This is a genomic window from Streptomyces sp. Edi2 (assembly GCF_040253635.1).
Lineage (GTDB): Bacteria > Actinomycetota > Actinomycetes > Streptomycetales > Streptomycetaceae > Streptomyces.
This window is the reverse complement of sequence record NZ_JBEJGX010000003.1, coordinates 2,928,338-2,948,107: the sequence shown is the minus strand read 5'-3', so window position 1 is coordinate 2,948,107 and position 19,770 is coordinate 2,928,338. Positions and strand designations below refer to the sequence as shown.

Here is a 19,770-nt window from a genome sequence, read left to right as displayed (position 1 = left end):
GTGGTTCGCGGATGGATCCCCCGCATTAGATCTTCGTTAACCGTGGATTGGAAGGTCTGCAGCCGGATTGTTGTGTGAAACCCTGGATGGCTTCGCTCTGCGCTTGCGTACGGAAGGCGGAGAGTCGCTTTCTGTGCACGCAGCCCGGCAAGACCCAGCGGCGCCTACCCGCCGCCGCTCGTGTCACACTCATCGCATGCGCGTGTACCTCGGCTCCGACCATGCAGGTTTCGAACTCAAGAACCACCTCGTCGAGTGGCTCACGGCCCACGGCCACGAGCCCGTCGACTGCGGTCCCCACATCTACGACGCCCAGGACGACTACCCGCCGTTCTGCCTGCGCGCCGCGGAGAAGACCGCTGCCGACCCGGACAGCCTGGGCATCGTGATCGGTGGTTCCGGCAACGGCGAGCAGATCGCCGCCAACAAGGTCAAGGGCGTACGGGCCGCGCTGGCCTGGAGCGAGGAGACCGCCAAGCTCGGCCGCGAGCACAACGACGCCAACGTCATCTCCGTGGGCGGCCGGATGCACACCCGGGAAGAGGCGACCCGGTTCATCGAGGTCTTCCTCGGCACGCCCTACTCGGGTGAGGAGCGGCACACCCGCCGCATCGAGATGCTCTCGGCCTACGAGACCACCGGCGAGCTGCCCGCCATCCCCGCCCACCACCCGCAGGGCTGACCCCCGTTCAACCCGTCGCCCGCCCGCCCCGGCCGCCGGGGCGGGCGGGCGCGCCCACTGGAGGACCCCCGTGCCCGAGGGGCATACGATCCACCGCCTCGCCCTGGACCACCGCGCACGCTTCGAGGGCGGACCGGTACGGGCGAGCAGCCCCCAGGGCAAGTTCGCGGGCGGCGCCGCCCTCGTGGACGGCCAGGTCATGACGACCGCCGAGGCACACGGCAAACACCTCTTCCTCGGCTTCGGCCAGGACCGCTGGATCCATGTCCACCTCGGCCTGTTCGGCAAGCTCGGCTTCGGCACGGCCCCCGCCCCGCCGCCCACCGACACGGTGCGCCTCCGGCTCGCGAACCCGGCCGCCTACGCGGACCTCCGCGGCCCTACCACCTGCGCACTGATCACCGAGGACGAGAAGCGCGCGATACACGACCGGCTGGGCCCCGACCCGCTGCGCCCCGGGGACGACGGCACCCGCGCCTGGCAGCGGATCTCCCGCAGCCGTACGACGATCGCGGCGCTGCTGCTCGACCAGAAGATCATCGCCGGGGTCGGCAACGTCTACCGCGCCGAGGCCCTCTTCCGCCACCACATCGACCCCTACCGCCCCGGCCGCGACCTCACCCGCACCGAGTGGGACGCGATCTGGGCCGACTTGGTGTTCCTGATGGCCGAGGGTGTCCGGGACAACCGGATCGACACCGTCCGCCCGGAACATCTGCCGGAGGCCATGGGCCGCCCGCCGCGGGTCGACGACCACGGCGGCGAGGTGTACGTCTACCGCCGGGCCCACCAGGCCTGTCATCTCTGCGGCAGCGAGATCCGCACCGCCGGCCTCGCCGCCCGCAACCTCTTCTGGTGCCCGGGCTGCCAGCCGTCCACCGGCGGCGGCTGACCGCCGGACCGGCCGGCGCAGCCCGTACGGCAGCAGGACCGCTTCCGGTCGCGCGACCGCATTTCGCACGCCGTTTCCCGGCAATTGGCCAGGCCGTCGTGCGGCGAATCGACGCACCGCCGAACGGGTGGATAAGGTCCCAGAACAATGACAACCGGCCAGGGAACGGAAGCCCTGACGGCCCGGGTGCACAAAGGCCTGCACCGGGCCCGTATCGGCGTGCGCAAGGCGGGGGTCGACTACTTCCGCGGTGACGGCTCCGACCGTTTCGCGCTGGCCGTCCTCCTTCTCGCCATACCCGCTCTCGCCGCGGGCACCCTCGGGTGGCCCGAATGGATCGCCCCGACGGCGCTGGTCCTCCCGGTCATCGCCGGCGGACTGCTGCTGCGGCCGGCCAACCTCCTGATCCTGTACGGCGCGTCCGCGGCCGCGCTGGTCGTCGAAGCCGCGCTGTTCGGCCCGTACGACGAAGGGCCGGAACGGATCACTCCGGGCACGGTCCTGGTCGTCGCCGCGGTCGGGTTCGCCGGCCTGCTGATCGCCCAGTTCCGCAGCCGGGTCGGGGTGCCCTGGCGGCGCGGCGGCACCATGCTCTTCGACCTGCGCGAACGAATCCGGGTCCAGAGCACGCTGCCCGCGCTCCCCGAGGGCTGGCACCACGAGATGGCGCTGCGCCCGGCCGGCGGCCAGTTCTTCTCCGGCGACTTCGTGGTGGCCTCCCGCACCCACGGCGGCCAGATCCTCGAAGTGGTGCTGACCGATGTCTCCGGCAAGGGCATGGACGCGGCCTCCCGCGCGCTGCTGCTGTCCGGGGCCTTCGGCGGCCTGCTCGGCTCGCTGCCGCCGCACGCCTTCCTGCCCGCCGCCAACGGCTATCTGCTGCGCCAGGACTGGGACGAGGGGTTCGCCACGTCCGTCCATCTCGTCCTCGACCTGGAGTCCGGCGACTACGAACTCCTCTCCGCGGGACACCTGCCGGCCCTCCAGCTCAGCGCCGGCAGCGGCCGCTGGGAGGAGAAGCCGGGGGAGGGGCCGCTGCTCGGCGTCTTCGACGGCGCCCAGTTCGACCCGGTCAAGGGGACGCTGCGGCCCGGCGATGTCCTGATGCTGTTCACCGACGGCCTGGTCGAGGCCGCCGACCGGGACATCACCGAGGGCATCGACCGGCTGACCGGCGAGGCCGACCGCTATGTCGCCGGCGGCTTCGCCGGGGCCGCCTGGCATCTGATCGAGTCCGTCGCCAAGGACGTCAACGACGACCGCGCGCTGCTGCTGATCTGCCGGGACGCCTAACACGGGCCGGGACGCGACGCGTCAGCACGAGGGACCGGGCGCCCGGGCCGGACACCTTCCCGGCCCGGGAAGGACGCGCCGCCGGCCGGGACGACGCGCGCTCAGGCGCTGACGCGGGCCCGCGCCGTATCGGCCGGATCCTTGCGGAACGCCCAGGCCATCGTCGGCTCCATCGCGAAGCGGAACACCCTGCGGACCGGCGGGGTGCACAGGGCCGTCACGACGCCTCCCGCTAGCAGGGTGACGGCGATCTCGCCGAGCGGGGAGTGCAGCCAGGCGTAGTCGTCGAACCAGCCCCAGAACCGCGAGCCCTTGGCCAGGAAACCGTGCAGCAGATAGCCGTACAGCGTCCCGGCGCCCAGCACCGTGAACCAGGTCCGCCGGGTCGGCACCCACGAGAAGAAGCAGGCCGTCATCACGATCGAGCAGCCGAAGAGCGCCAGCGTCATCACCGCCCCGATCCACCAGGTGGTGCCCAACTCCTGGGCGCTGTCGCGGTGGTAGAACCACGCCGAGCTCATCCGGGGCGCCGCCCAGTAGGCCATCACCAGCGCACAGGCGAAGACGGGCAGCGAGGCGATCCGCACGGCCCGCCGCTGCACCAGCTTGAAGTGCTCGGGCCGCAGCGCCAGTCCCAGGACGAAGAACGGCAGGAACTGCAGCACCCGCTGGAGGTCCAGGTCATCGCCGATGTCCGGGGACACGGACGCGAGGACGGCGATGGCCACCGCGAGCGGAATCGGCCAGCGCACGACCTTCCACAGCGGGGTGGTCAGCCGCCAGATGAACAGGGCCACCAGGAACCACGTCAGGAACCACGGATCGAGAAGGCTGATGGGGTGCCCGGGATCGTCGTCCGCCCAGCGCTTGAAGAACGCATAGGCGGTCTCGAAGAGGACATAGGGGACCGCGACCCCGGTGACCAGCCGCTGCAGCCGGTCCTTGCGCATGTCGAAGCTGCGCGAGAAGTAGCCGGAAATGATGATGAAGGCCGGCATGTGGAAGGTGTAGACGGTCATGTAGAGCGCCTCGGCGGTGCGACTGCCGTCGGTCAGCGGCTCCCATGCATGCCCCATCGCCACGAGCACGATGGCCAGGTACTTCGCGTTGTCGAAGAACGCGAAGCGGCCGTCGCTCTTCGGTGCGGGTGGCGCCGCTGCCTCGGCTCCCTCGGCGCCGTCCGCGCCCGACGGCCGGTCCGCGGGCTCCGTCCGGCCGGAGCCCTCCGCTGCCCGGGCAGGGGGAAGTTCGGTGCGCGGTGTCGGGGCAGCGGGAAACATTGGAGGCACGATAGCGGCGGTCGGCGAATGCGTAAAACCGCCTCGAAGTCATTCCCCTTTCTCCTCGGGTTCCACCGGGGACGGGGCGCGGATAAAATCCGCTATCGCCGCGGAGGGCCCCCGCCATCGCTGTCCGATTCATTCCCTATCATCCCCACAAATCGCCCCGTATCCCCCGCAAACGACTCAGGGGGAATGTCCGATTCCTTGGTCTTATGTCCGAATGCTAATAAGCCTTGAGAGCGCCCTTCAAGGCCGTGACGGATACCACGGACGAGAAATTCTCCGGGCCGGAAAATGATCAGAATCCCCGGGCGGAATGGCCGTGGTGGGCTGTGGTGAATTGCTGCCGCGCGCCGGACGGAGAAATTCCCGGCGCCGGCCCGGCGCCGGTGTGCCACGTCCGCCGCCGCGCCGCCCGCGCGTCACCCTGCCGCAGTCTCATGGCCACCATCGGCTGGAATCGGGCAAAGCGTTGGCCGATGATTCGTCACCGGCCTGCAGTGGGCATGGAGTTGGTGGCACGATGGGTGCAGGGGGGTGTGCGCGGCATGCCCCCGGGCCGGTGAGGCGTTCCGACCGAGGGTGTGATCAGTGTGGCTCTTTCGCTGTCAGTGGTGCTGCTGTTGGGGATCATTCTGATCGTCCTGATCAGAGGGAAGTCGATCAAGGCAGGTCCGGCGTTCGTCGCCATACTGTTCGGCTTCTTCCTTGCCTCCACGGGCATGGCTCCGTCGATCAACCGGTTCCTCAACTCGATCGCGGACACCATCAACCACATCACCTTCTAGGCGGTCAGCCTCCGGGTGTCCGCCGGCCCCGTGCCGGGCGCCGCACGGGGTTCAGCCCTTCGAGGCCTCTTCGCCCCCGGTCCGCGCCACTGCCTCGCGTACGGCTTCCTCGCTCCGCCCCACCAGTGCCGAACCGTCGTCCGCCGTGATGATCGGCCGCTGGATCAGCCGGGGGTGTGCCGCCAGCGCCGCGATCCACTGCTCGCGCGTGGCGCCGGTGCGCTCCCACTGTGCGAGGCCCAGCTCCTTCGCCTCGGCCTCCTGGGTCCGGGTGATGTCCCAGGGCTCCAGGCCCAGCCGCGTCAGCACACCGCGCAGGTCGTCGGCGTCCGGCGGGTCCTCGAGGTATCTGCGCACGGTGTAGCGGGCGCCCTCTTCGTCCAGGATCTCCACGGCCGAACGGCACTTGGAGCACGAAGGATTGAGCCAGATCTCCATGCGGGTCACCTTATGGGGCGGCCGCCGCGGAGCGAAGGGGTGTGCAGGCACCCGGCGGCCCGTTCCGGAAAGCGGAAAACCCCAGGCCAGCCGGCCCGGGGTTTCCTGGTGAGAGCGGGCGACGGGAATCGAACCCGCGTAGCTAGTTTGGAAGACTAGGGCTCTACCATTGAGCTACGCCCGCGAGCGCCGCAGGTCGCAGGACCTCGGCACGCAGTGCATCCTAGCGGGTCGCGGCGGTGCACCGCACATCCCCTCACGCGGACGAGGCGCACGGCCCGTTCCCGCCCCTGCGTCGCCCCACGAGGCATCCCGGTAACTGGCAGCCGTACCGCCTGCGGCCATGTACCCTACGTGTCGCACCGACGGGGTGTGGCGCAGCTTGGTAGCGCGTCCGCTTTGGGAGCGGAAGGTCGTCGGTTCGAATCCGGCCACCCCGACCAGCAGCAGGTCAGCCCGACAGCACGGCGTCGGGCACGGCCTCGGTCCACCGCGGCGGCGCCGCGGAAGAGCGGCTGTTCAAGATCGCGTTGTGGGCGTCATCCTCCTTGCGGTTACTATGCAAGCTGCGTGCCCGTGTGTCTGTGTACCGGGCGCGATCGGCCGGACCCGGATCAGCCGGGACGGGCAGATCTCACGCAGAACCCCAGAAGTCAGCCCCAAGGAGACCGAACCGTGAAGAGCGCCGTGGAGACCCTGAACCCGACTCGGGTTCGGCTCACTGTCGAGGTGCCCTTCGAGGAGCTCAAGCCCAGCCTCGACGCGGCGTACAAAAAGATCAACCAGCAGGTCACGGTGAAGGGCTTCCGCCAGGGCAAGATCCCGGCCCGGGTCATCGACCAGCGGTTCGGCCGTGGCGCCGTGCTGGAGGAGGCCGTCAACGACGCGCTCCCGAAGTTCTACACCGAAGCGGTCAACGAGGGTGAGCTCAACGTCCTCGGCCAGCCCGAGGTCGACATCACCGAGCTGAAGGACGGCGAGCTGCTGGCCTTCACCGCCGAGGTCGACATCCGCCCCGCCCTCGAGATCCCGGACTACTCCGGCATCGAGGTCGAGGTCGACGCCGTCGAGGTGTCGGACGAGGACGTGGACAAGTCCGTCGAGCAGCTGCGTGAGCGCTTCGCGACGACCAGCCCGGTCGAGCGCGCGGCCCAGGACGGCGACGTCCTGACGCTGAACCTCGAGGCCAAGGTGGACGGCGAGGTGCTGGAGGACGGCGTCGCCGAGGGTGTCTCGTACACCGTCGGCTCCGGCGAGCTCCTCGACGGCATCGACGAGGCCGTCACCGGCGTGGAGGCCGGCAACAGCGTCACCTTCACCTCCGAGCTCAAGGGCGGCTCCGCCGAGGGCAAGGAGGCCGAGGTCACGGTCGAGGTGACCGAGGTCAAGTCCCGCGAACTGCCCGGGCTGGACGACGACTTCGCCCAGCTGGCGAGCGAGTTCGACACCCTCGAGGACCTGCGCGCGGACAGCCGCAAGCGCCTTGAGCAGATGAAGAAGTACGACCAGGCCACTCAGGCTCAGGAGAAGGTCCTGGACGAGCTGCTGAAGCTCGTCGAGGTGCCGATGCCGGAGAAGCTGCTCGCGGACGAGATGGAGACCCGCAAGCACAACCTGGTCAACCACCAGCTCGGCCAGATGGGCCTCGACCTCGCGAAGTACCTGGAGATCCAGGGCAAGACCGAGGAAGAGTTCGACGCCGAGACCAAGGAGCAGGCCGAGAAGGGCATCAAGACCCAGTTCATCCTGGATGAGCTGGTCAACAAGGAGAAGCTGAACGTCAGCCAGGAGGAGCTCACCGAGCACCTCATGCGCCGCGCGCAGTCCTCCGGTATGTCCCCCGACCAGTTCGCCCAGGCCGTCGTCGAGGGCGGCCAGGTGCCGATGCTCGTCGGTGAGGTCGCCCGCGGCAAGGCCCTCGCGGTCGTCGTCGAGGCCGCCACGGTCAAGGACAGCAACGGCGAGGTCATCGAGCTCGACGACGAGGACGAGACCGCCGAGACCGTCGAGGTCACCGACGCCGAGGCCGAGGCGGAGGGCGCGGAGGAGAAGCCCGAGGCCTGAGCCCCGGACGCCGCCCTGCGCCTGCGCGCAGTTCTCTGATCACGGGCCCGAACACGCACGTCCGCGTGTTCGGGCCCGTGGTCGTACCACCCCGTGAGCCTGCGCTCACAGCGAACAGTTATCGATGCGGGATGGCGTTGTCCGACCTGCGCGTTAGGGTCCGTAGATACGAGGGCAGGGGAGTCCCTGAAACCGCGCCGGGCCCACACACGGCGCCGCCTCCCCACGCCCCAGCAGACGACGCTGAGACGGCCTGGAGCCGTCCGACAACGAGCAGGTGGACACGTGACGATCCCGATGCCTTCCGCCGCCGCTGAGCCGACCTTCGGTGGCCTCGGCGACCAGGTCTACAACCGGCTGCTCGGCGAGCGGATCATCTTCCTCGGCCAGCCGGTCGACGACGACATCGCCAACAAGATCACCGCGCAGCTGCTTCTCCTCGCCGCGGACCCGGACAAGGACATCTTCCTCTACATCAACTCCCCGGGCGGCTCGATCTCGGCCGGGTTGGCGATCTACGACACCATGCAGTACATCAAGAACGACGTGGTGACGATCGCGATGGGCCTCGCCGCCTCCATGGGACAGTTCCTGCTGAGCGCCGGCACCCCGGGCAAGCGCTTCGCGCTGCCCAACGCCGAGATCCTCATCCACCAGCCCTCCGCGGGCCTGGCGGGTTCCGCGTCGGACATCAAGATCCACGCCGAGCGGCTGCTGCACACCAAGAAGCGGATGGCGGAGCTGACGGCCTTCCACACCGGTCAGACCGTCGAGCGGATCACCCAGGACTCCGACCGCGACCGCTGGTTCTCCGCCGATGAGGCCAAGGAGTACGGCCTCATCGACGATGTGATGACCTCCGCCGCCGGCGTTCCGGGCGGGGGCGGCACCGGGGCCTGAGCCCCGTATTACTCGCCTTTCAGCCCCCACCCCACTTGATCGCCACCAGGACGGTGAACACCACGATGAACAACTACCCCGGCAGCGGCCTCTACCAGGGCGCGGAGTCCGAGTTTTCCGGCCCGCGCGCCGAGTCCCGCTACATCGTCCCGCGCTTCGTCGAGCGCACCTCGCAGGGCGTGCGCGAGTACGACCCGTACGCGAAGCTGTTCGAGGAGCGCGTGATCTTCCTCGGCGTGCAGATCGACGACGCCTCGGCCAACGACGTCATGGCGCAGCTGCTGTGCCTGGAGTCGATGGACCCGGACCGGGACATCTCGATCTACATCAACAGCCCGGGCGGCTCCTTCACGGCGCTCACGGCCATCTACGACACGATGCAGTTCGTGAAGCCGGACATCCAGACGGTCTGCATGGGCCAGGCGGCCTCCGCCGCGGCCGTGCTGCTCGCCGCCGGCACCCCCGGCAAGCGGATGGCGCTGCCCAACGCCCGTGTGCTGATCCACCAGCCCTACAGCGAGACCGGCCGCGGCCAGGTCTCCGACCTGGAGATCGCCGCCAACGAGATCCTGCGGATGCGTTCGCAGCTGGAGGACCTGCTGGCCAAGCACTCCTCCACCCCGGTCGAGAAGATCCGTGACGATATCGAGCGTGACAAGATTCTGACCGCCGAGGAGTCCCTGGAGTACGGTCTGGTCGACCAGATCGTCTCGACCCGCAAGTCGTCCGTCGCCATCGGCTGACGATCTTCGCGAAGTGAGCCGGAGCGCTGCCCCCTTGGACCGGAATCGGATCGAGTGAACCGAGTCGGTCCAAGGGGGGCCCGAACGGGGGGCCCGGCAAGGTACCGTCGATAGGCAAGCACCCGGGTCCGTGGAGCAATACGGATCCCAGGCGAAGGGGAAGCACCTCGTGGCACGCATCGGTGACGGCGGCGACCTGCTCAAGTGCTCATTCTGCGGAAAGAGTCAGAAGCAGGTGAAGAAGCTCATCGCGGGACCTGGTGTGTACATCTGCGACGAGTGCATCGACCTCTGCAACGAAATCATCGAGGAGGAGCTCGCCGAGACCTCCGAGGTGCGGTGGGAGGAGCTCCCCAAACCGCGGGAGATCTATGAGTTCCTGAACGGCTATGTCGTCGGCCAGGACCCCGCCAAGAAGGCGCTCTCGGTCGCCGTCTACAACCACTACAAGCGGGTGCAGGCGGGCGAGAACGGCCCCGGCCGCGGCGAGGAGGGCATCGAGCTCGCCAAGTCCAACATCCTGCTGCTCGGCCCCACCGGCTCCGGCAAGACCCTGCTCGCGCAGACCCTCGCCCGGATGCTGAACGTACCGTTCGCCTTCGCCGACGCCACGGCGCTGACGGAGGCCGGCTATGTCGGCGAGGACGTCGAGAACATCCTCCTCAAGCTGATCCAGGCCGCGGACTTCGACATCAAGAAGGCCGAGACCGGCATCATCTACATCGACGAGATCGACAAGGTCGCCCGGAAGAGCGAAAACCCGTCGATCACCCGCGATGTCTCCGGCGAGGGCGTCCAGCAGGCGCTGCTGAAGATCCTGGAAGGCACCACTGCCTCGGTCCCGCCGCAGGGCGGCCGCAAGCACCCGCACCAGGAATTCATCCAGATCGACACCACCAACGTCCTCTTCATCGTCGGCGGTGCCTTCGCCGGGCTGGAGAAGATCATCGAGGCCCGGTCCGGCGCCAAGGGCATCGGCTTCGGCGCCACGATCCGCTCCAAGCGCGAGATCGAGTCCAAGGACCAGCTCCAGGACGTCATGCCGGAGGACATGGTGAAGTTCGGGATGATCCCGGAGTTCATCGGCCGCCTGCCCGTCCTCACCTCGGTCCACAACCTCGACCGCGAGGCCCTGCTGCAGATCCTGGTCGAGCCGCGCAACGCGCTCGTCAAGCAGTACAAGCGCCTCTTCGAACTCGACGGTGTCGAGCTGGACTTCGACCGCCCGGCCCTGGAAGCCATCGCCGACCAGGCCATCCTGCGCGGCACCGGCGCCCGCGGCCTGCGCGCCATCATGGAGGAAGTCCTCCAGGCGGTGATGTACGAGATCCCGTCCCGCAAGGACGTCGCCCGCGTCGTCATCACCGAGGACGTCGTGCACTCGAATGTGAACCCGACCCTGGTGCCGCGCAACCGCGGCGACTCGGGGGAGCCGCAGGAGAAGAGCGCGTAGGGCGCGGCCGTAGCGGATCACCGATACGCCACCGCCCGGCAGCGGGAACGCTGCCGGGCGGTGGCGTCTTTGCCGAGCCGGGTCAGGACTGCGCGCGGTTGCAGGCTGCCTCGGCGTGGGACCACTTGACGCCGAGGCTGTGCAAAGGCTTCATGCACGGGAGGGGCGGAGTCGCGCCCGTCGGGCTTGCCGCCCAGTCCTCGCACACGGCAAGCACCCTGTTGCCCACGATGTAGCCCTTGCTGCTCAAGTAGGCCGTGCAGTCCCCGGTGCTGGCCTGGGCCGGCGCGGTGACGACGAGCGGAAGCGCGGCTCCCGCCACCAGCACTCCGGTTGCCGCTGCCAGGCGACGCAGCGCATTGCGCATGGCGACTCTCCCCCTGTATGTGAAATGTCGTGAGTCGGTCGCCGATCAAGCTAGCAGCCGGTGTATTCCGTACGCGGCGGCCGTGGGCTACTTCTCCTTGCGGACCTCGTTGCGGATCTTGGCGGTCTTCTCGGAGAGCTCCTCCGCGCCGGGCGCCGTGGTGGTGGTGCCACCGGTGGGGGAGGGCGCGGCCGCGGCCTGGACGACGCCGATGGCGCTGCTGTCGCCCCAGACGCAGGTGGAGAGGGTGACGGGCACGCTCACGCCGCCCTGCGAGATCGTGATCTTCTGGGTCCGGCACTTCATCACGGACCCGTCGAAGTCGCTCGGCGAGTAGGAGGTGGTCGGCGTGACGTCCTCGATCTTGGCGCCCTTGCTCTCGAAGGTCTTCTTCTGACCCTCGTCCACCTTGGCGAACACCTGGCCCACGGTTCCGCTCGGGTCGGCGACGCTGCCGTACACGCCGCTGACCGTCAGCTGCAGCCCGCCGCCGCTCTTGTAGCTGGAGCTGACGCCCTTGGCGTTCGTGATGCCCAGCGCCTTGGCTTCCTTGTCGTTGGTGAAGTCCTCGGCGCCCCCCGACCTGCCGGGTTGCTGCACTTTCTCGAACTGCCCGCTCAGCAGCTTGTCCGGCAACGAGATCGTGTACGGCGTCACATCCCCGCCCGACCCGAACGCGAAGTACGCCCCCACGCCGATCGCCGCGACGACCGCGACCGCGCCGACGATCAGGCCGATCTTCTTGCCGTTGCCACCGCTCTCCGGAGCGCCCTGCGGGATCGTGCCGTAGGGGGTCTGCTGGCCGCCGTACGGAGCCTGCTGGCCGTAGCCGGGCTGCTGGCCGCCCTGCTGGGGGTACCCGTAGCCCTGCTGCGGGGCCTGCTGCGGGTAGCCGTAGCCCTGTTGCTGCCCCGGGACCTGGCCGCCCTGCTGCGGGTAGCCGTAGCCCGGCTGAGGGGCCGGCGGCTGCTGCGGCTGGCCGTACGGGCCGGGCTGCTGGGGCTGCTGGCCGTACGGGCCGGGAGGCGGCTGGTTGAAGCTCATGGAGCGGTTCCCCTCGTGACAACTGAAGCCAGTTGAGTGCTGCGTGATGTTTATACGCTTCCGACATCCTGTACGACGCCGCTGACAGCCGGTGCCCCGGGGGCGAAACCGGTTCGAAGCTGCGACATCCGCGCCCGTACACTGTGCGTCGTGACCGAGAACACTCAGCAGAGCAACCACAGCGCCCCCGAACTGCCGACTCAGTACACGCCGGCCGATGTAGAGGGGCCGCTGTACGAGCGCTGGGTAGAGCGGGGTTACTTCGAGGCGGACGAGAAGAGCGACAAGCCCCCGTACACCATCGTCATCCCGCCGCCGAACGTCACCGGCTCCCTGCACCTGGGGCACGCCTTCGAGCACACGCTGATCGACGCCCTCACGCGCCGCAAGCGCATGCAGGGTTACGAGACCCTGTGGCAGCCGGGCATGGACCACGCCGGTATCGCCACCCAGAACGTCGTCGAGCGCGAGCTCGCCAAGGAGGGCGTCTCCCGGCACGACCTGGGCCGTGAGGCGTTCGTCGAGCGGGTCTGGCAGTGGAAGAACGAGTCCGGCGGCCAGATCTCCGGCCAGATGCGCCGGCTCGGCGACGGCGTCGCCTGGTCGCGCGAGCGCTTCACCATGGACGAGGGCCTGTCCAAGGCCGTCCAGACGATCTTCAAGCGGCTCTACGACGACGAGTTGATCTACCGCGCCGAGCGCATCATCAACTGGTGCCCGCGCTGTCTGACCGCCATCTCGGACATCGAGGTGGAGTACCAGGACGACGACGGCGAGCTGGTCTCGATCCGGTACGGCGAGGGCGACTCCTCCATCGTCGTGGCGACGACGCGGGCCGAGACGATGCTCGGCGACACCGCGGTCGCGGTCCACCCGGACGACGAGCGCTACGCCCATCTCATCGGCACCGAGATCGAGTTGCCGCTGACCGGCCGCCGGATCCCGGTCGTCGCCGACGAGCACGTCGACCCGGAGTTCGGCACCGGCGCGGTCAAGGTCACCCCGGCGCACGACCCCAACGACTTCGAGATCGGGCGCCGGCACGACCTGCGCAACCTCGCCGTCCTCGACGAGCGCGGCGTGATCACCGCGCACGGCCCCTTCCAGGGCCTGGACCGCTTCGAGGCCCGGTCCGCGATCGTCGGCGCGCTGCGCGCCGAGGGCCGGATCGTCGCCGAGAAGCGCCCGTACACCCACTCCGTCGGCCACTGCTCGCGCTGCAAGACCACCATCGAGCCGCGGCTGTCGATGCAGTGGTGGGTCAAGGTCGGCCCGCTGGCGCAGGCCGCGGGGGACGCGGTCCGTGACGGCAAGGTCGCGATCCACCCCAAGGAGATGGAGTCCCGCTACTTCGGCTGGGTCGACAACCTCCACGACTGGTGCATCTCGCGGCAGCTGTGGTGGGGCCACCGCATCCCCGTCTGGTACGGGCCGAACGGCGAGGTCGTCTGCGTCGGACCGGACGACGAGGCGCCCACCGGCGAGGGCTGGACGCAGGACACCGACGTCCTGGACACCTGGTTCTCCTCCGGGCTGTGGCCGTTCTCCACGCTCGGCTGGCCCGAGCAGACCCCGAGCGTCGGGAAGTTCTACCCGAACGCCGTCCTGGTCACCGGCTACGACATCCTCTTCTTCTGGGTCGCCCGGATGATGATGTTCGGGCTGTACGCGATGGACGGCACCCCGCCGTTCCACACCATCGCGCTGCACGGCATGGTCCGCGACCAGTTCGGCAAGAAGATGTCGAAGTCCTTCGGGAACGCGGTCAATCCGCTGGACTGGATGGACGCCTACGGCTCCGACGCCGTCCGGTTCACGCTCGCCCGTGGCGCCAACCCCGGTGTCGACGTCCCGATCGGCGAGGACTGGGTCCAGGGCTCCCGTAACTTCGCCAACAAGATCTGGAACGCCACCCGCTTCGCGCTGATGAACGGTGCGACGGTGGAGGGCGAACTCCCGCCCGCCGAGCAGCTGTCGGCGACCGACCGGTGGATCCTGTCCCGGCTGAACTCGGTCGTCGCCGAGGTCGACGGGTACTACGACGACTACCAGTTCGCGAAGCTGTCGGACACCCTCTTCCACTTCGCCTGGGACGAGGTCTTCGACTGGTACGTCGAGCTGTCCAAGACCACGTTCATGGCGGGCGGCCCGGCCGCGGACGCCTCGCGCCGGGTGCTGGGCGAGGTCCTGGACGTCACGCTGCGGCTGCTGCACCCGGTCGTCCCGTTCGTCACCGAGACCCTGTGGACGACGCTGACCGGCCGGGAGTCGGTCGTCATCGCCGAGTGGCCGTCCGATTCCGGCTTCCGTGACGCCGCCGCCGAGCGGGAGATCGAGACCGTCCAGCAGGTGGTGACCGAGGTCCGCCGCTTCCGCTCCGACCAGGGGCTGCAGCCCGGCCAGAAGGTCCCGGCGCAGCTGGAGCTGTCCGGTACGGCACTGGCCGCGCACGAGGCCGCGATGCGGTCGCTGCTGCGGCTCCAGCCGGCCGGTGACGACTTCAGCGCCACCGCGTCGCTGCCGGTCGCGGGTGCGACGGTCGCGCTGGACCTGTCCGGTGCGATCGACGTCGAGGCCGAGCGCAAGCGGCTGACGAAGGACCTGGGCGCCGCCGAGAAGGAGAAGGCGCAGGCCACCGCCAAGCTCGGCAACGAGGCGTTCCTCGCCAAGGCGCCGGAGAAGGTCGTGGAGAAGATCCGCGGCCGGCTGGAGGCCGCGGAGGCGGACATCGTCCGGATCACCGCGCAGCTGGCGGCCCTGCCCCAGGCGTAGTCGGGGGTCCCGGCCACGGTCCGGGATCCGGGCGGCCCTCGGGACCGTTGTGCGCAGGCCCCTCGTCCGTACGGGCGGGGGGCCTGCGCCGTCCCGGCCCCCGCCGGCCCCGCTCGCGCACCGGCCAGAGCAGGACGTACGCCGTCGAGACGGCCACGAACGCCAGACGGATCAGGCCCCGGGCGGCGTTGTCGGGGACGGCGAAGACACTGCCGTAGAGGATCAGCAGGGCCAGCCAGCTCCACCAGGGGACCAGCCGGCGCTGGCCGATCACGTCCCACAGCAGGGTGCCGAGCAGCACCGACGCGGTGTAGTACGTGTAGACGCTGGGGTCGAGGACGATGCGGGCGTTGGCACCGAGCAGCACCACCGCCGCCCAGCGCCCCCGCCACACGGCTATCGAGCCCAGTGTCAGGCCGAGGGCGGCCTGGGCGGGGCGGTCCCAGCCCGGGGTCTCGGGGTCGCCGACGCCCAGCCAGCGCAGCGCGGACGCCGGATGGTTGGGGATGGCGAACTTCGCCGCGGCGAAGGACTGCGAGTCGCCGAGGAAGAACGGCAGCCACGCGAAGGCGACCAGGCCGGCGCACCACACCCCGGCGCGCAGCCACTTCTCCCTCGGCAGGGCGAGCAGTAGGGGGAGGAAGGCCAGCGCGGTGGGTTTGGAATCCATCGCCAGGGCCAGGCAGGCACCGGTGAGCGCGGCATTGCCGCGGGTGAGGGCGCGTACCGCGAGGGCGGTGAAGAACAGCGCGAGGACGTCGTCGAGATGCCCGAAGCGGACCGCGACCTCGGTCCACATGGGGATGAAGGCCAGCCCGGCGATCAGTACGCGCTGCCGCAGCCGCTGGTGGTTGGTGCCGGTGCCCAGGAAGTGGTGGGCGGCGCTGCGGCCCGCCAGCACCACGATGACCAGGCCGAGCAGCGACATCAGCGCCGCGGCCAGGAACTGCCCGGTGGCCTCGGGGAAGGGGTTGAACAGGCCCGCCGTCAGAAAGCTGAGCGGGCCCATCTGCAGCTCGGGGTGGTGCGCGTAGAGGTTCAGCCCGCCGGAGCCGTCGCCCGCGCCGCCCTGGTAGATCAGTTCGCCGCCGGTGCGCAGATAGTGCCAGGAGAAGCCGCCGTGTGGTTCGACGACGACGAACCACAGCACCGTCCAGGCGCTGAGCAGTACCAAATGCATCCGCTGACTGATTGCCGGCACCCGTCCTCAGCTCCAGCCTTCCTGTGCGCCACGTTGTGATGATCTTGATCCCGGGGGCGTGCACAGCCCGCCGTCGAAGAGGGCGAAAGGCGGCGGGACGTTGTCCCGGGCGCCCGATCCGGCCGGTTCTCATCGCGCTCTCATAAAGCCCGGGCACGGTGGACCGGAATACCGGCACCACCGCCCGTCCACCACCGAGGAGCCGCGCCCCATGAACAAGCCCCTGCGCCGGGCCTCGATCTTCTGCCTGGCACTCATCGTCGCGCTGATGGGCTGGGCCACCTGGATCCAGGGCGCAAAGGCCGGCGAGTACAAGGAGGACCCGCACAATCCGCGGGTGGCGATCGGCAAGTACGCGGCGCCGCTGGGCAACATCCTCGTCGGCGGCGAGCCCGTGACCGGCTCCGCCGCCACCTCCTCCACGCTCAAGTACAAGCGGACCTACCGGGACGGCAGCCTCTACGCCCCGGTCACCGGCTTCACCTCGCAGATCTTCGGCCACAACCAGCTGGAGAGCCTTTACGGCGACCTCCTCGACGGCTCCGACAGCCGGCTGCAGAGCCCCGCCGACGCGCTGACCCGCACCCGGGCCAAGGGCGGCGACGTGGCCACCACCGTCGACCCCGCGGTGCAGAAGGCCGGCTACCGGGCGCTGGACGGCAAGAAGGGCGCCGCGGTCGCCATGGACCCGGCCACGGGGCGGGTCCTGGGCATGGTCAGCACCCCCTCGTACGACCCGGCGAAGTTCGCGGGGTCCGACGGGGCCGACCAGAAGGCCTGGAAGCGGATGTCCGCCGACCCGGACCACCCCGAGGTCAACCGGGCGCTGCGGCAGCCGCTGCCGCCCGGCTCCACCTTCAAGCTGGTGGTCGCCGCGGCCGCGCTGGAGAACGGTCTGTACTCCTCGGTGGACGAGCCCACGCACAGCCCCGACCCGTACACGCTCCCGCACACCCGCACCAAGCTCAGCAACGAGAACCGGGCCGCACCCTGCAAGAACGCGGACATCCGCACCGCGCTCCAGTACTCCTGCAACACCGTCTTCGCGAAGATGGCCGTCGACCTGGGCAAGGACAAGGTGAAGGCGCAGGCCGAGAAGTTCGGCTTCAACGACGAGAAGGTGGACACCCCGGTGCGGGCCGGCAAGAGCGTCTACCCCTCCGACATGGACGAGGCACAGACCGCGCTGTCCGGGATCGGCCAGTTCGACGACCAGGCGACCCCGCTGCAGATGGCGATGGTCTCCTCGGCCCTCGCGAACGGCGGCGAGCTCAAGAAGCCGCAGATGGTCGACAAGCTGACCGACGGCGGCGGCAACACCGTCCAGGACTTCGGGCCGGCGGCGTACGGCGACGGGAAGGCCGTGTCGGCGCACACGGCCCAGCAGCTGAAGTCGGCGATGCAGACGGTCGTGGACAAGGGCACCGGGTCCGGCGCGAAGATCGGCGGACTGACCGTCGGCGGCAAGACGGGCACCGCCCAGCACGGTGTCGACAACAGCGGTACGCCCTACGCCTGGTTCGTCTCCTACGCCGAGGACGGCAAGGGGCACCGGGTGGCGGTGGCCGTGATGGTCGAGGACGGGCATGCCGCCCGCAACGAGGTCTCCGGCAACGGGCTGGCGGCGCCGACCGCGCGGGCCATGATGAAGGCGGCGCTGGCGTAGGCGGCGCTGAGGCAGGCGGACCGCCGCAGGCGAGGGGCGGCTCCCGGCGTACGGGCCCGGGTCCGGGTCCGGGTCCGGGCTCGGAGTACGGGCGGGGCCCGGGGCCGGGTCGCGCCGGCCGCCACCCCCCAGGCGGCGCGGTACCGGGGAGGGGGCAGCGCAACGCACCGCTGTCACACGTGCCTCGTAGACTGGTCGGCGTGAGCGAGCGCCCCCAGAACGACGACCCCGACCCGAACGAAGCCTTCGACGAACTGGTCGAGGCGGAGACCGACCTTCCCCAAGATCTCGACTCCGCTCAATCAGGGGAGACCCCAACCCCCGATCTTGCGTTGATCGAGGCCGGCAGCCGGACCCTGCGCGCCCAGGCCGGGCCGCCGCAGGGGGACGGAATCCCTGCCCGCCCGGCCGACCCCGAGGTCGACCGTGCGCTGCGCGCCGTCGAGGACGAGCTGGCCGGCCGCTGGGGCGAGACCAAGCTCGACCCGTCGGTACAGCGCATCGCGGCGCTGCTGGACATCCTCGGCGAACCCCAGCGCGCCTACCCCTCCATCCACATCACCGGTACCAACGGCAAGACGAGCACCGCCCGCATGATCGAGGCCCTGCTGTCCGCCTTCGACCTGCGCACCGGCCGCTACACCAGCCCGCACGTCCAGTCGATCACCGAGCGGATCAGCCTGGACGCCGCCCCGATCTCCGCCGAGCGCTTCATCGAGACCTACCGGGACATCGCCCCGTACGTCGAGATGGTCGACTCCCGGCAGGAGTATCGCCTGTCGTTCTTCGAGGTGCTCACGGCCATGGCGTACGCCGCCTTCGCCGACAGCCCCGTGGACGTCGCGGTCGTCGAGGTCGGCATGGGCGGCACCTGGGACGCGACGAACGTCATCGACGGCGATGTCGCCGTGGTCACCCCGATCTCCCTGGACCACACCGACCGGCTGGGGGAGACGCCCGAGCAGATCGCCGGCGAGAAGTCCGGGATCATCAAGAAGGACGCCACGGTCGTGCTGGCGCAGCAGCCGGTGGACGCGGCGTCGGTGATGCTCAAGCGCGCGGTCGAGGTGGATGCCACGGTCGCCCGTGAGGGCATGGAGTTCGGCGTGCTCAGCCGCGAGGTCGCGGTCGGCGGCCAGATGCTGACGCTGCGCGGGCTGGGCGGCGAGTACCCCGAGATCTTCCTTCCGCTGTACGGCGCCCACCAGGCGCACAACGCCGCGGTGGCGCTCGCCGCGGTCGAGGCGTTCTTCGGCGTCGGCTCGGACCACGCCCGCACCCTGGACATCGACACCATCCGCTCCGCGTTCGCCGCCGTCAGCTCGCCCGGCCGGATGGAGGTCGTCCGGCGCAGCCCGACGGTCGTGCTGGACGCGGCGCACAACCCCGCGGGCGCGCGGGCGGCGGCCGAGGCGGTCACCGAGGCGTTCGGGTTCAGCCGGCTGGTGGGTGTCGTCGGCGCCAGCGGGGACAAGGACGTACGCGGCTTCCTGGAGGCGTTCGAGCCGATCTTCGCCGAGGTCGTGGTGACCCGTAATTCCAGCCATCGTGCGATGGACCCCGATGAGCTGGCCGCCATCGCCGTCGAGGTCTTCGGCGCCGAGCGGGTCCAGGTCGAGCCGCGGCTCGACGACGCCCTGGAGGCGGCGATCACCCTCGCCGAGGAAGAGGGCGAGTTCTCCGGAGCGGGTGTGCTGGTGACCGGTTCGGTGATCACGGTCGGCGAGGCCCGGCTGCTGACGGTGAGGAGCTGATCATGCGCACCCTGTGTGCGAGCACCCTGATAGGTGAATTCTTCGTGATCGGCTTCGCCGGCCTGGTCGCGATGCAGATGACCGACCTGCCGGCGGCGACGGTCTGGACGGTCAGCGGCATCGGGATGCTGCTGAGCCTCCTGCTGTGCGGGATGCTGAACCGCCCGGGCGGCGTCCAGCTCGGCTGGGCGCTGCAGTTCGCCCTGATCGCCGGCGGTTTCGTGGTCCCGACGATGTTCTTCCTGGGCGTGGTCTTCGCGGCCCTGTGGTGGGCGTCGGTCCACTTCGGCCGCAAGATCGACGAGGCCAAGGCCCGTTGGGCCGCGTCGCCTACGGCAGGTTGATTCCCGCGTTGCCGGGTGCGGCACCGTCGTGCCTGCGGCGGGCGTGATCCGCTGCGCGGGGCTGCCGGGTGCGGTGACGGCCCTCC

At 69.8% G+C, this 19,770-nt stretch carries 17 protein-coding genes and 2 tRNA genes; 13 read left to right on the top strand and 6 right to left on the bottom strand.

The window, feature by feature from the left end; translation table 11 throughout:
- Nucleotides 1–196 precede the first annotated feature (196 nt).
- From ABR737_RS16470 to ABR737_RS16460, 3 genes are all read left to right on the top strand, one after another.
- Nucleotides 197–682 carry a ribose-5-phosphate isomerase gene (locus ABR737_RS16470; RefSeq protein WP_350250920.1) on the top strand — a complete coding sequence of 162 codons (486 nt, stop codon included), beginning with the start codon at nt 197–199 and terminating at the stop codon, nt 680–682.
- Between the two features lie 70 nt (nt 683–752).
- Nucleotides 753–1,574 carry an Fpg/Nei family DNA glycosylase gene (locus ABR737_RS16465; protein WP_350250919.1) on the top strand — a complete coding sequence of 274 codons (822 nt, stop codon included), beginning with the start codon at nt 753–755 and terminating at the stop codon, nt 1,572–1,574.
- Between the two features lie 147 nt (nt 1,575–1,721).
- Nucleotides 1,722–2,867 (top strand): SpoIIE family protein phosphatase, encoded by a 1,146-nt coding sequence (locus tag ABR737_RS16460; RefSeq protein ID WP_350250918.1) that lies wholly within the window; start codon nt 1,722–1,724, stop codon nt 2,865–2,867.
- Between the two features lie 101 nt (nt 2,868–2,968).
- Here the strand turns inward: ABR737_RS16460 and ABR737_RS16455 are convergent, their stop codons facing one another.
- Nucleotides 2,969–4,147 carry an acyltransferase family protein gene (locus ABR737_RS16455; protein WP_350250917.1) on the bottom strand — a complete coding sequence of 393 codons (1,179 nt, stop codon included), beginning with the start codon at nt 4,145–4,147 and terminating at the stop codon, nt 2,969–2,971.
- Nucleotides 4,148–4,743: 596 nt separating this feature from the next.
- On the opposite strand from ABR737_RS16455, the gene ABR737_RS16450 reads away from it, so the two are divergent.
- A complete protein-coding gene (locus tag ABR737_RS16450; protein ID WP_030082107.1) occupies nt 4,744–4,938 on the top strand; it encodes a hypothetical protein in 195 nt (64 codons plus the stop codon).
- Nucleotides 4,939–4,989: 51 nt separating this feature from the next.
- On the opposite strand, the gene ABR737_RS16445 is transcribed toward ABR737_RS16450, so the two are convergent.
- Complete coding sequence (locus ABR737_RS16445) at nt 4,990–5,376, bottom strand: arsenate reductase family protein (protein ID WP_350250916.1); 387 nt, start codon at nt 5,374–5,376, stop codon at nt 4,990–4,992.
- 113 nt (nt 5,377–5,489) lie between these two features.
- A tRNA-Gly gene (locus ABR737_RS16440) sits at nt 5,490–5,560 on the bottom strand.
- A 182-nt stretch (nt 5,561–5,742) separates the two neighbouring features.
- Here ABR737_RS16440 and ABR737_RS16435 point away from each other — a divergent pair.
- The 5 genes from ABR737_RS16435 to clpX all read left to right on the top strand — a co-directional run bounded on the left by ABR737_RS16435 (nt 5,743) and on the right by clpX (nt 10,536).
- Nucleotides 5,743–5,819 (top strand) — tRNA-Pro (locus ABR737_RS16435).
- A 232-nt stretch (nt 5,820–6,051) separates the two neighbouring features.
- Complete coding sequence (tig, locus tag ABR737_RS16430; protein WP_350250915.1) at nt 6,052–7,440, top strand: trigger factor; 1,389 nt, start codon at nt 6,052–6,054, stop codon at nt 7,438–7,440.
- A 297-nt stretch (nt 7,441–7,737) separates the two neighbouring features.
- Nucleotides 7,738–8,340, top strand: coding sequence for an ATP-dependent Clp protease proteolytic subunit (locus ABR737_RS16425; RefSeq protein WP_030283915.1), 603 nt, complete (start codon nt 7,738–7,740; stop codon nt 8,338–8,340).
- 65 nt (nt 8,341–8,405) lie between these two features.
- Nucleotides 8,406–9,083 (top strand): ATP-dependent Clp protease proteolytic subunit, encoded by a 678-nt coding sequence (locus ABR737_RS16420; RefSeq protein ID WP_350256805.1) that lies wholly within the window; start codon nt 8,406–8,408, stop codon nt 9,081–9,083.
- A 169-nt stretch (nt 9,084–9,252) separates the two neighbouring features.
- Nucleotides 9,253–10,536 carry an ATP-dependent Clp protease ATP-binding subunit ClpX gene (gene clpX / locus ABR737_RS16415; RefSeq protein ID WP_020397704.1) on the top strand — a complete coding sequence of 428 codons (1,284 nt, stop codon included), beginning with the start codon at nt 9,253–9,255 and terminating at the stop codon, nt 10,534–10,536.
- An 82-nt stretch (nt 10,537–10,618) separates the two neighbouring features.
- Here the strand turns inward: clpX and ABR737_RS16410 are convergent, their stop codons facing one another.
- Both ABR737_RS16410 and ABR737_RS16405 read right to left on the bottom strand, forming a co-directional pair.
- On the bottom strand, nt 10,619–10,903 hold the full coding sequence (locus tag ABR737_RS16410) for a hypothetical protein (protein WP_350250914.1): 285 nt from the start codon (nt 10,901–10,903) through the stop codon (nt 10,619–10,621).
- A gap of 87 nt (nt 10,904–10,990) precedes the next feature.
- Nucleotides 10,991–11,947 carry a hypothetical protein gene (locus tag ABR737_RS16405; protein WP_350250913.1) on the bottom strand — a complete coding sequence of 319 codons (957 nt, stop codon included), beginning with the start codon at nt 11,945–11,947 and terminating at the stop codon, nt 10,991–10,993.
- Nucleotides 11,948–12,097: 150 nt separating this feature from the next.
- On the opposite strand from ABR737_RS16405, the gene ABR737_RS16400 reads away from it, so the two are divergent.
- Nucleotides 12,098–14,719: a valine--tRNA ligase gene (locus tag ABR737_RS16400; protein ID WP_350250912.1), complete on the top strand. Its 2,622-nt coding sequence runs from the start codon at nt 12,098–12,100 to the stop codon at nt 14,717–14,719.
- Here ABR737_RS16400 and ABR737_RS16395 read toward each other — a convergent pair.
- Nucleotides 14,685–15,899, bottom strand: coding sequence for a hypothetical protein (locus ABR737_RS16395; RefSeq protein WP_350250911.1), 1,215 nt, complete (start codon nt 15,897–15,899; stop codon nt 14,685–14,687). The genes ABR737_RS16400 and ABR737_RS16395 overlap by 35 nt on opposite strands.
- Before the next feature lie 232 nt (nt 15,900–16,131).
- Between ABR737_RS16395 and ABR737_RS16390 the strand changes: the two genes are divergently transcribed.
- The 3 genes from ABR737_RS16390 (at nt 16,132) to ABR737_RS16380 (ending at nt 19,684) form a co-directional block, all read left to right on the top strand.
- Nucleotides 16,132–17,586 carry a peptidoglycan D,D-transpeptidase FtsI family protein gene (locus ABR737_RS16390; RefSeq protein WP_350250910.1) on the top strand — a complete coding sequence of 485 codons (1,455 nt, stop codon included), beginning with the start codon at nt 16,132–16,134 and terminating at the stop codon, nt 17,584–17,586.
- A 200-nt stretch (nt 17,587–17,786) separates the two neighbouring features.
- Nucleotides 17,787–19,340 (top strand): bifunctional tetrahydrofolate synthase/dihydrofolate synthase, encoded by a 1,554-nt coding sequence (folC, locus tag ABR737_RS16385; protein ID WP_350250909.1) that lies wholly within the window; start codon nt 17,787–17,789, stop codon nt 19,338–19,340.
- A gap of 2 nt (nt 19,341–19,342) precedes the next feature.
- Nucleotides 19,343–19,684 carry a DUF4233 domain-containing protein gene (locus tag ABR737_RS16380; protein WP_350250908.1) on the top strand — a complete coding sequence of 114 codons (342 nt, stop codon included), beginning with the start codon at nt 19,343–19,345 and terminating at the stop codon, nt 19,682–19,684.
- Nucleotides 19,685–19,770: the final 86 nt, after the last annotated feature.

Excerpts from the sequence above, each read along its gene's own strand:
- ABR737_RS16470 (WP_350250920.1), top strand. The coding sequence starts at position 197 with ATGCGCGTGTACCTCGGCTCCGACCATGCAGGTTTCGAACTCAAGAAC.
- ABR737_RS16460 (WP_350250918.1), top strand. The coding sequence starts at position 1,722 with ATGACAACCGGCCAGGGAACGGAAGCCCTGACGGCCCGGGTGCACAAA.
- ABR737_RS16455 (WP_350250917.1), bottom strand. The coding sequence starts at position 4,147 with ATGTTTCCCGCTGCCCCGACACCGCGCACCGAACTTCCCCCTGCCCGG.
- ABR737_RS16445 (WP_350250916.1), bottom strand. The coding sequence starts at position 5,376 with ATGGAGATCTGGCTCAATCCTTCGTGCTCCAAGTGCCGTTCGGCCGTG.
- ABR737_RS16425 (WP_030283915.1), top strand. The coding sequence starts at position 7,738 with ATGCCTTCCGCCGCCGCTGAGCCGACCTTCGGTGGCCTCGGCGACCAG.
- ABR737_RS16420 (WP_350256805.1), top strand. The coding sequence starts at position 8,406 with ATGAACAACTACCCCGGCAGCGGCCTCTACCAGGGCGCGGAGTCCGAG.
- ABR737_RS16410 (WP_350250914.1), bottom strand. The coding sequence starts at position 10,903 with ATGCGCAATGCGCTGCGTCGCCTGGCAGCGGCAACCGGAGTGCTGGTG.
- ABR737_RS16405 (WP_350250913.1), bottom strand. The coding sequence starts at position 11,947 with ATGAGCTTCAACCAGCCGCCTCCCGGCCCGTACGGCCAGCAGCCCCAG.
- ABR737_RS16395 (WP_350250911.1), bottom strand. The coding sequence starts at position 15,899 with ATGCATTTGGTACTGCTCAGCGCCTGGACGGTGCTGTGGTTCGTCGTC.
- ABR737_RS16390 (WP_350250910.1), top strand. The coding sequence starts at position 16,132 with ATGAACAAGCCCCTGCGCCGGGCCTCGATCTTCTGCCTGGCACTCATC.
- ABR737_RS16380 (WP_350250908.1), top strand. The coding sequence starts at position 19,343 with ATGCGCACCCTGTGTGCGAGCACCCTGATAGGTGAATTCTTCGTGATC.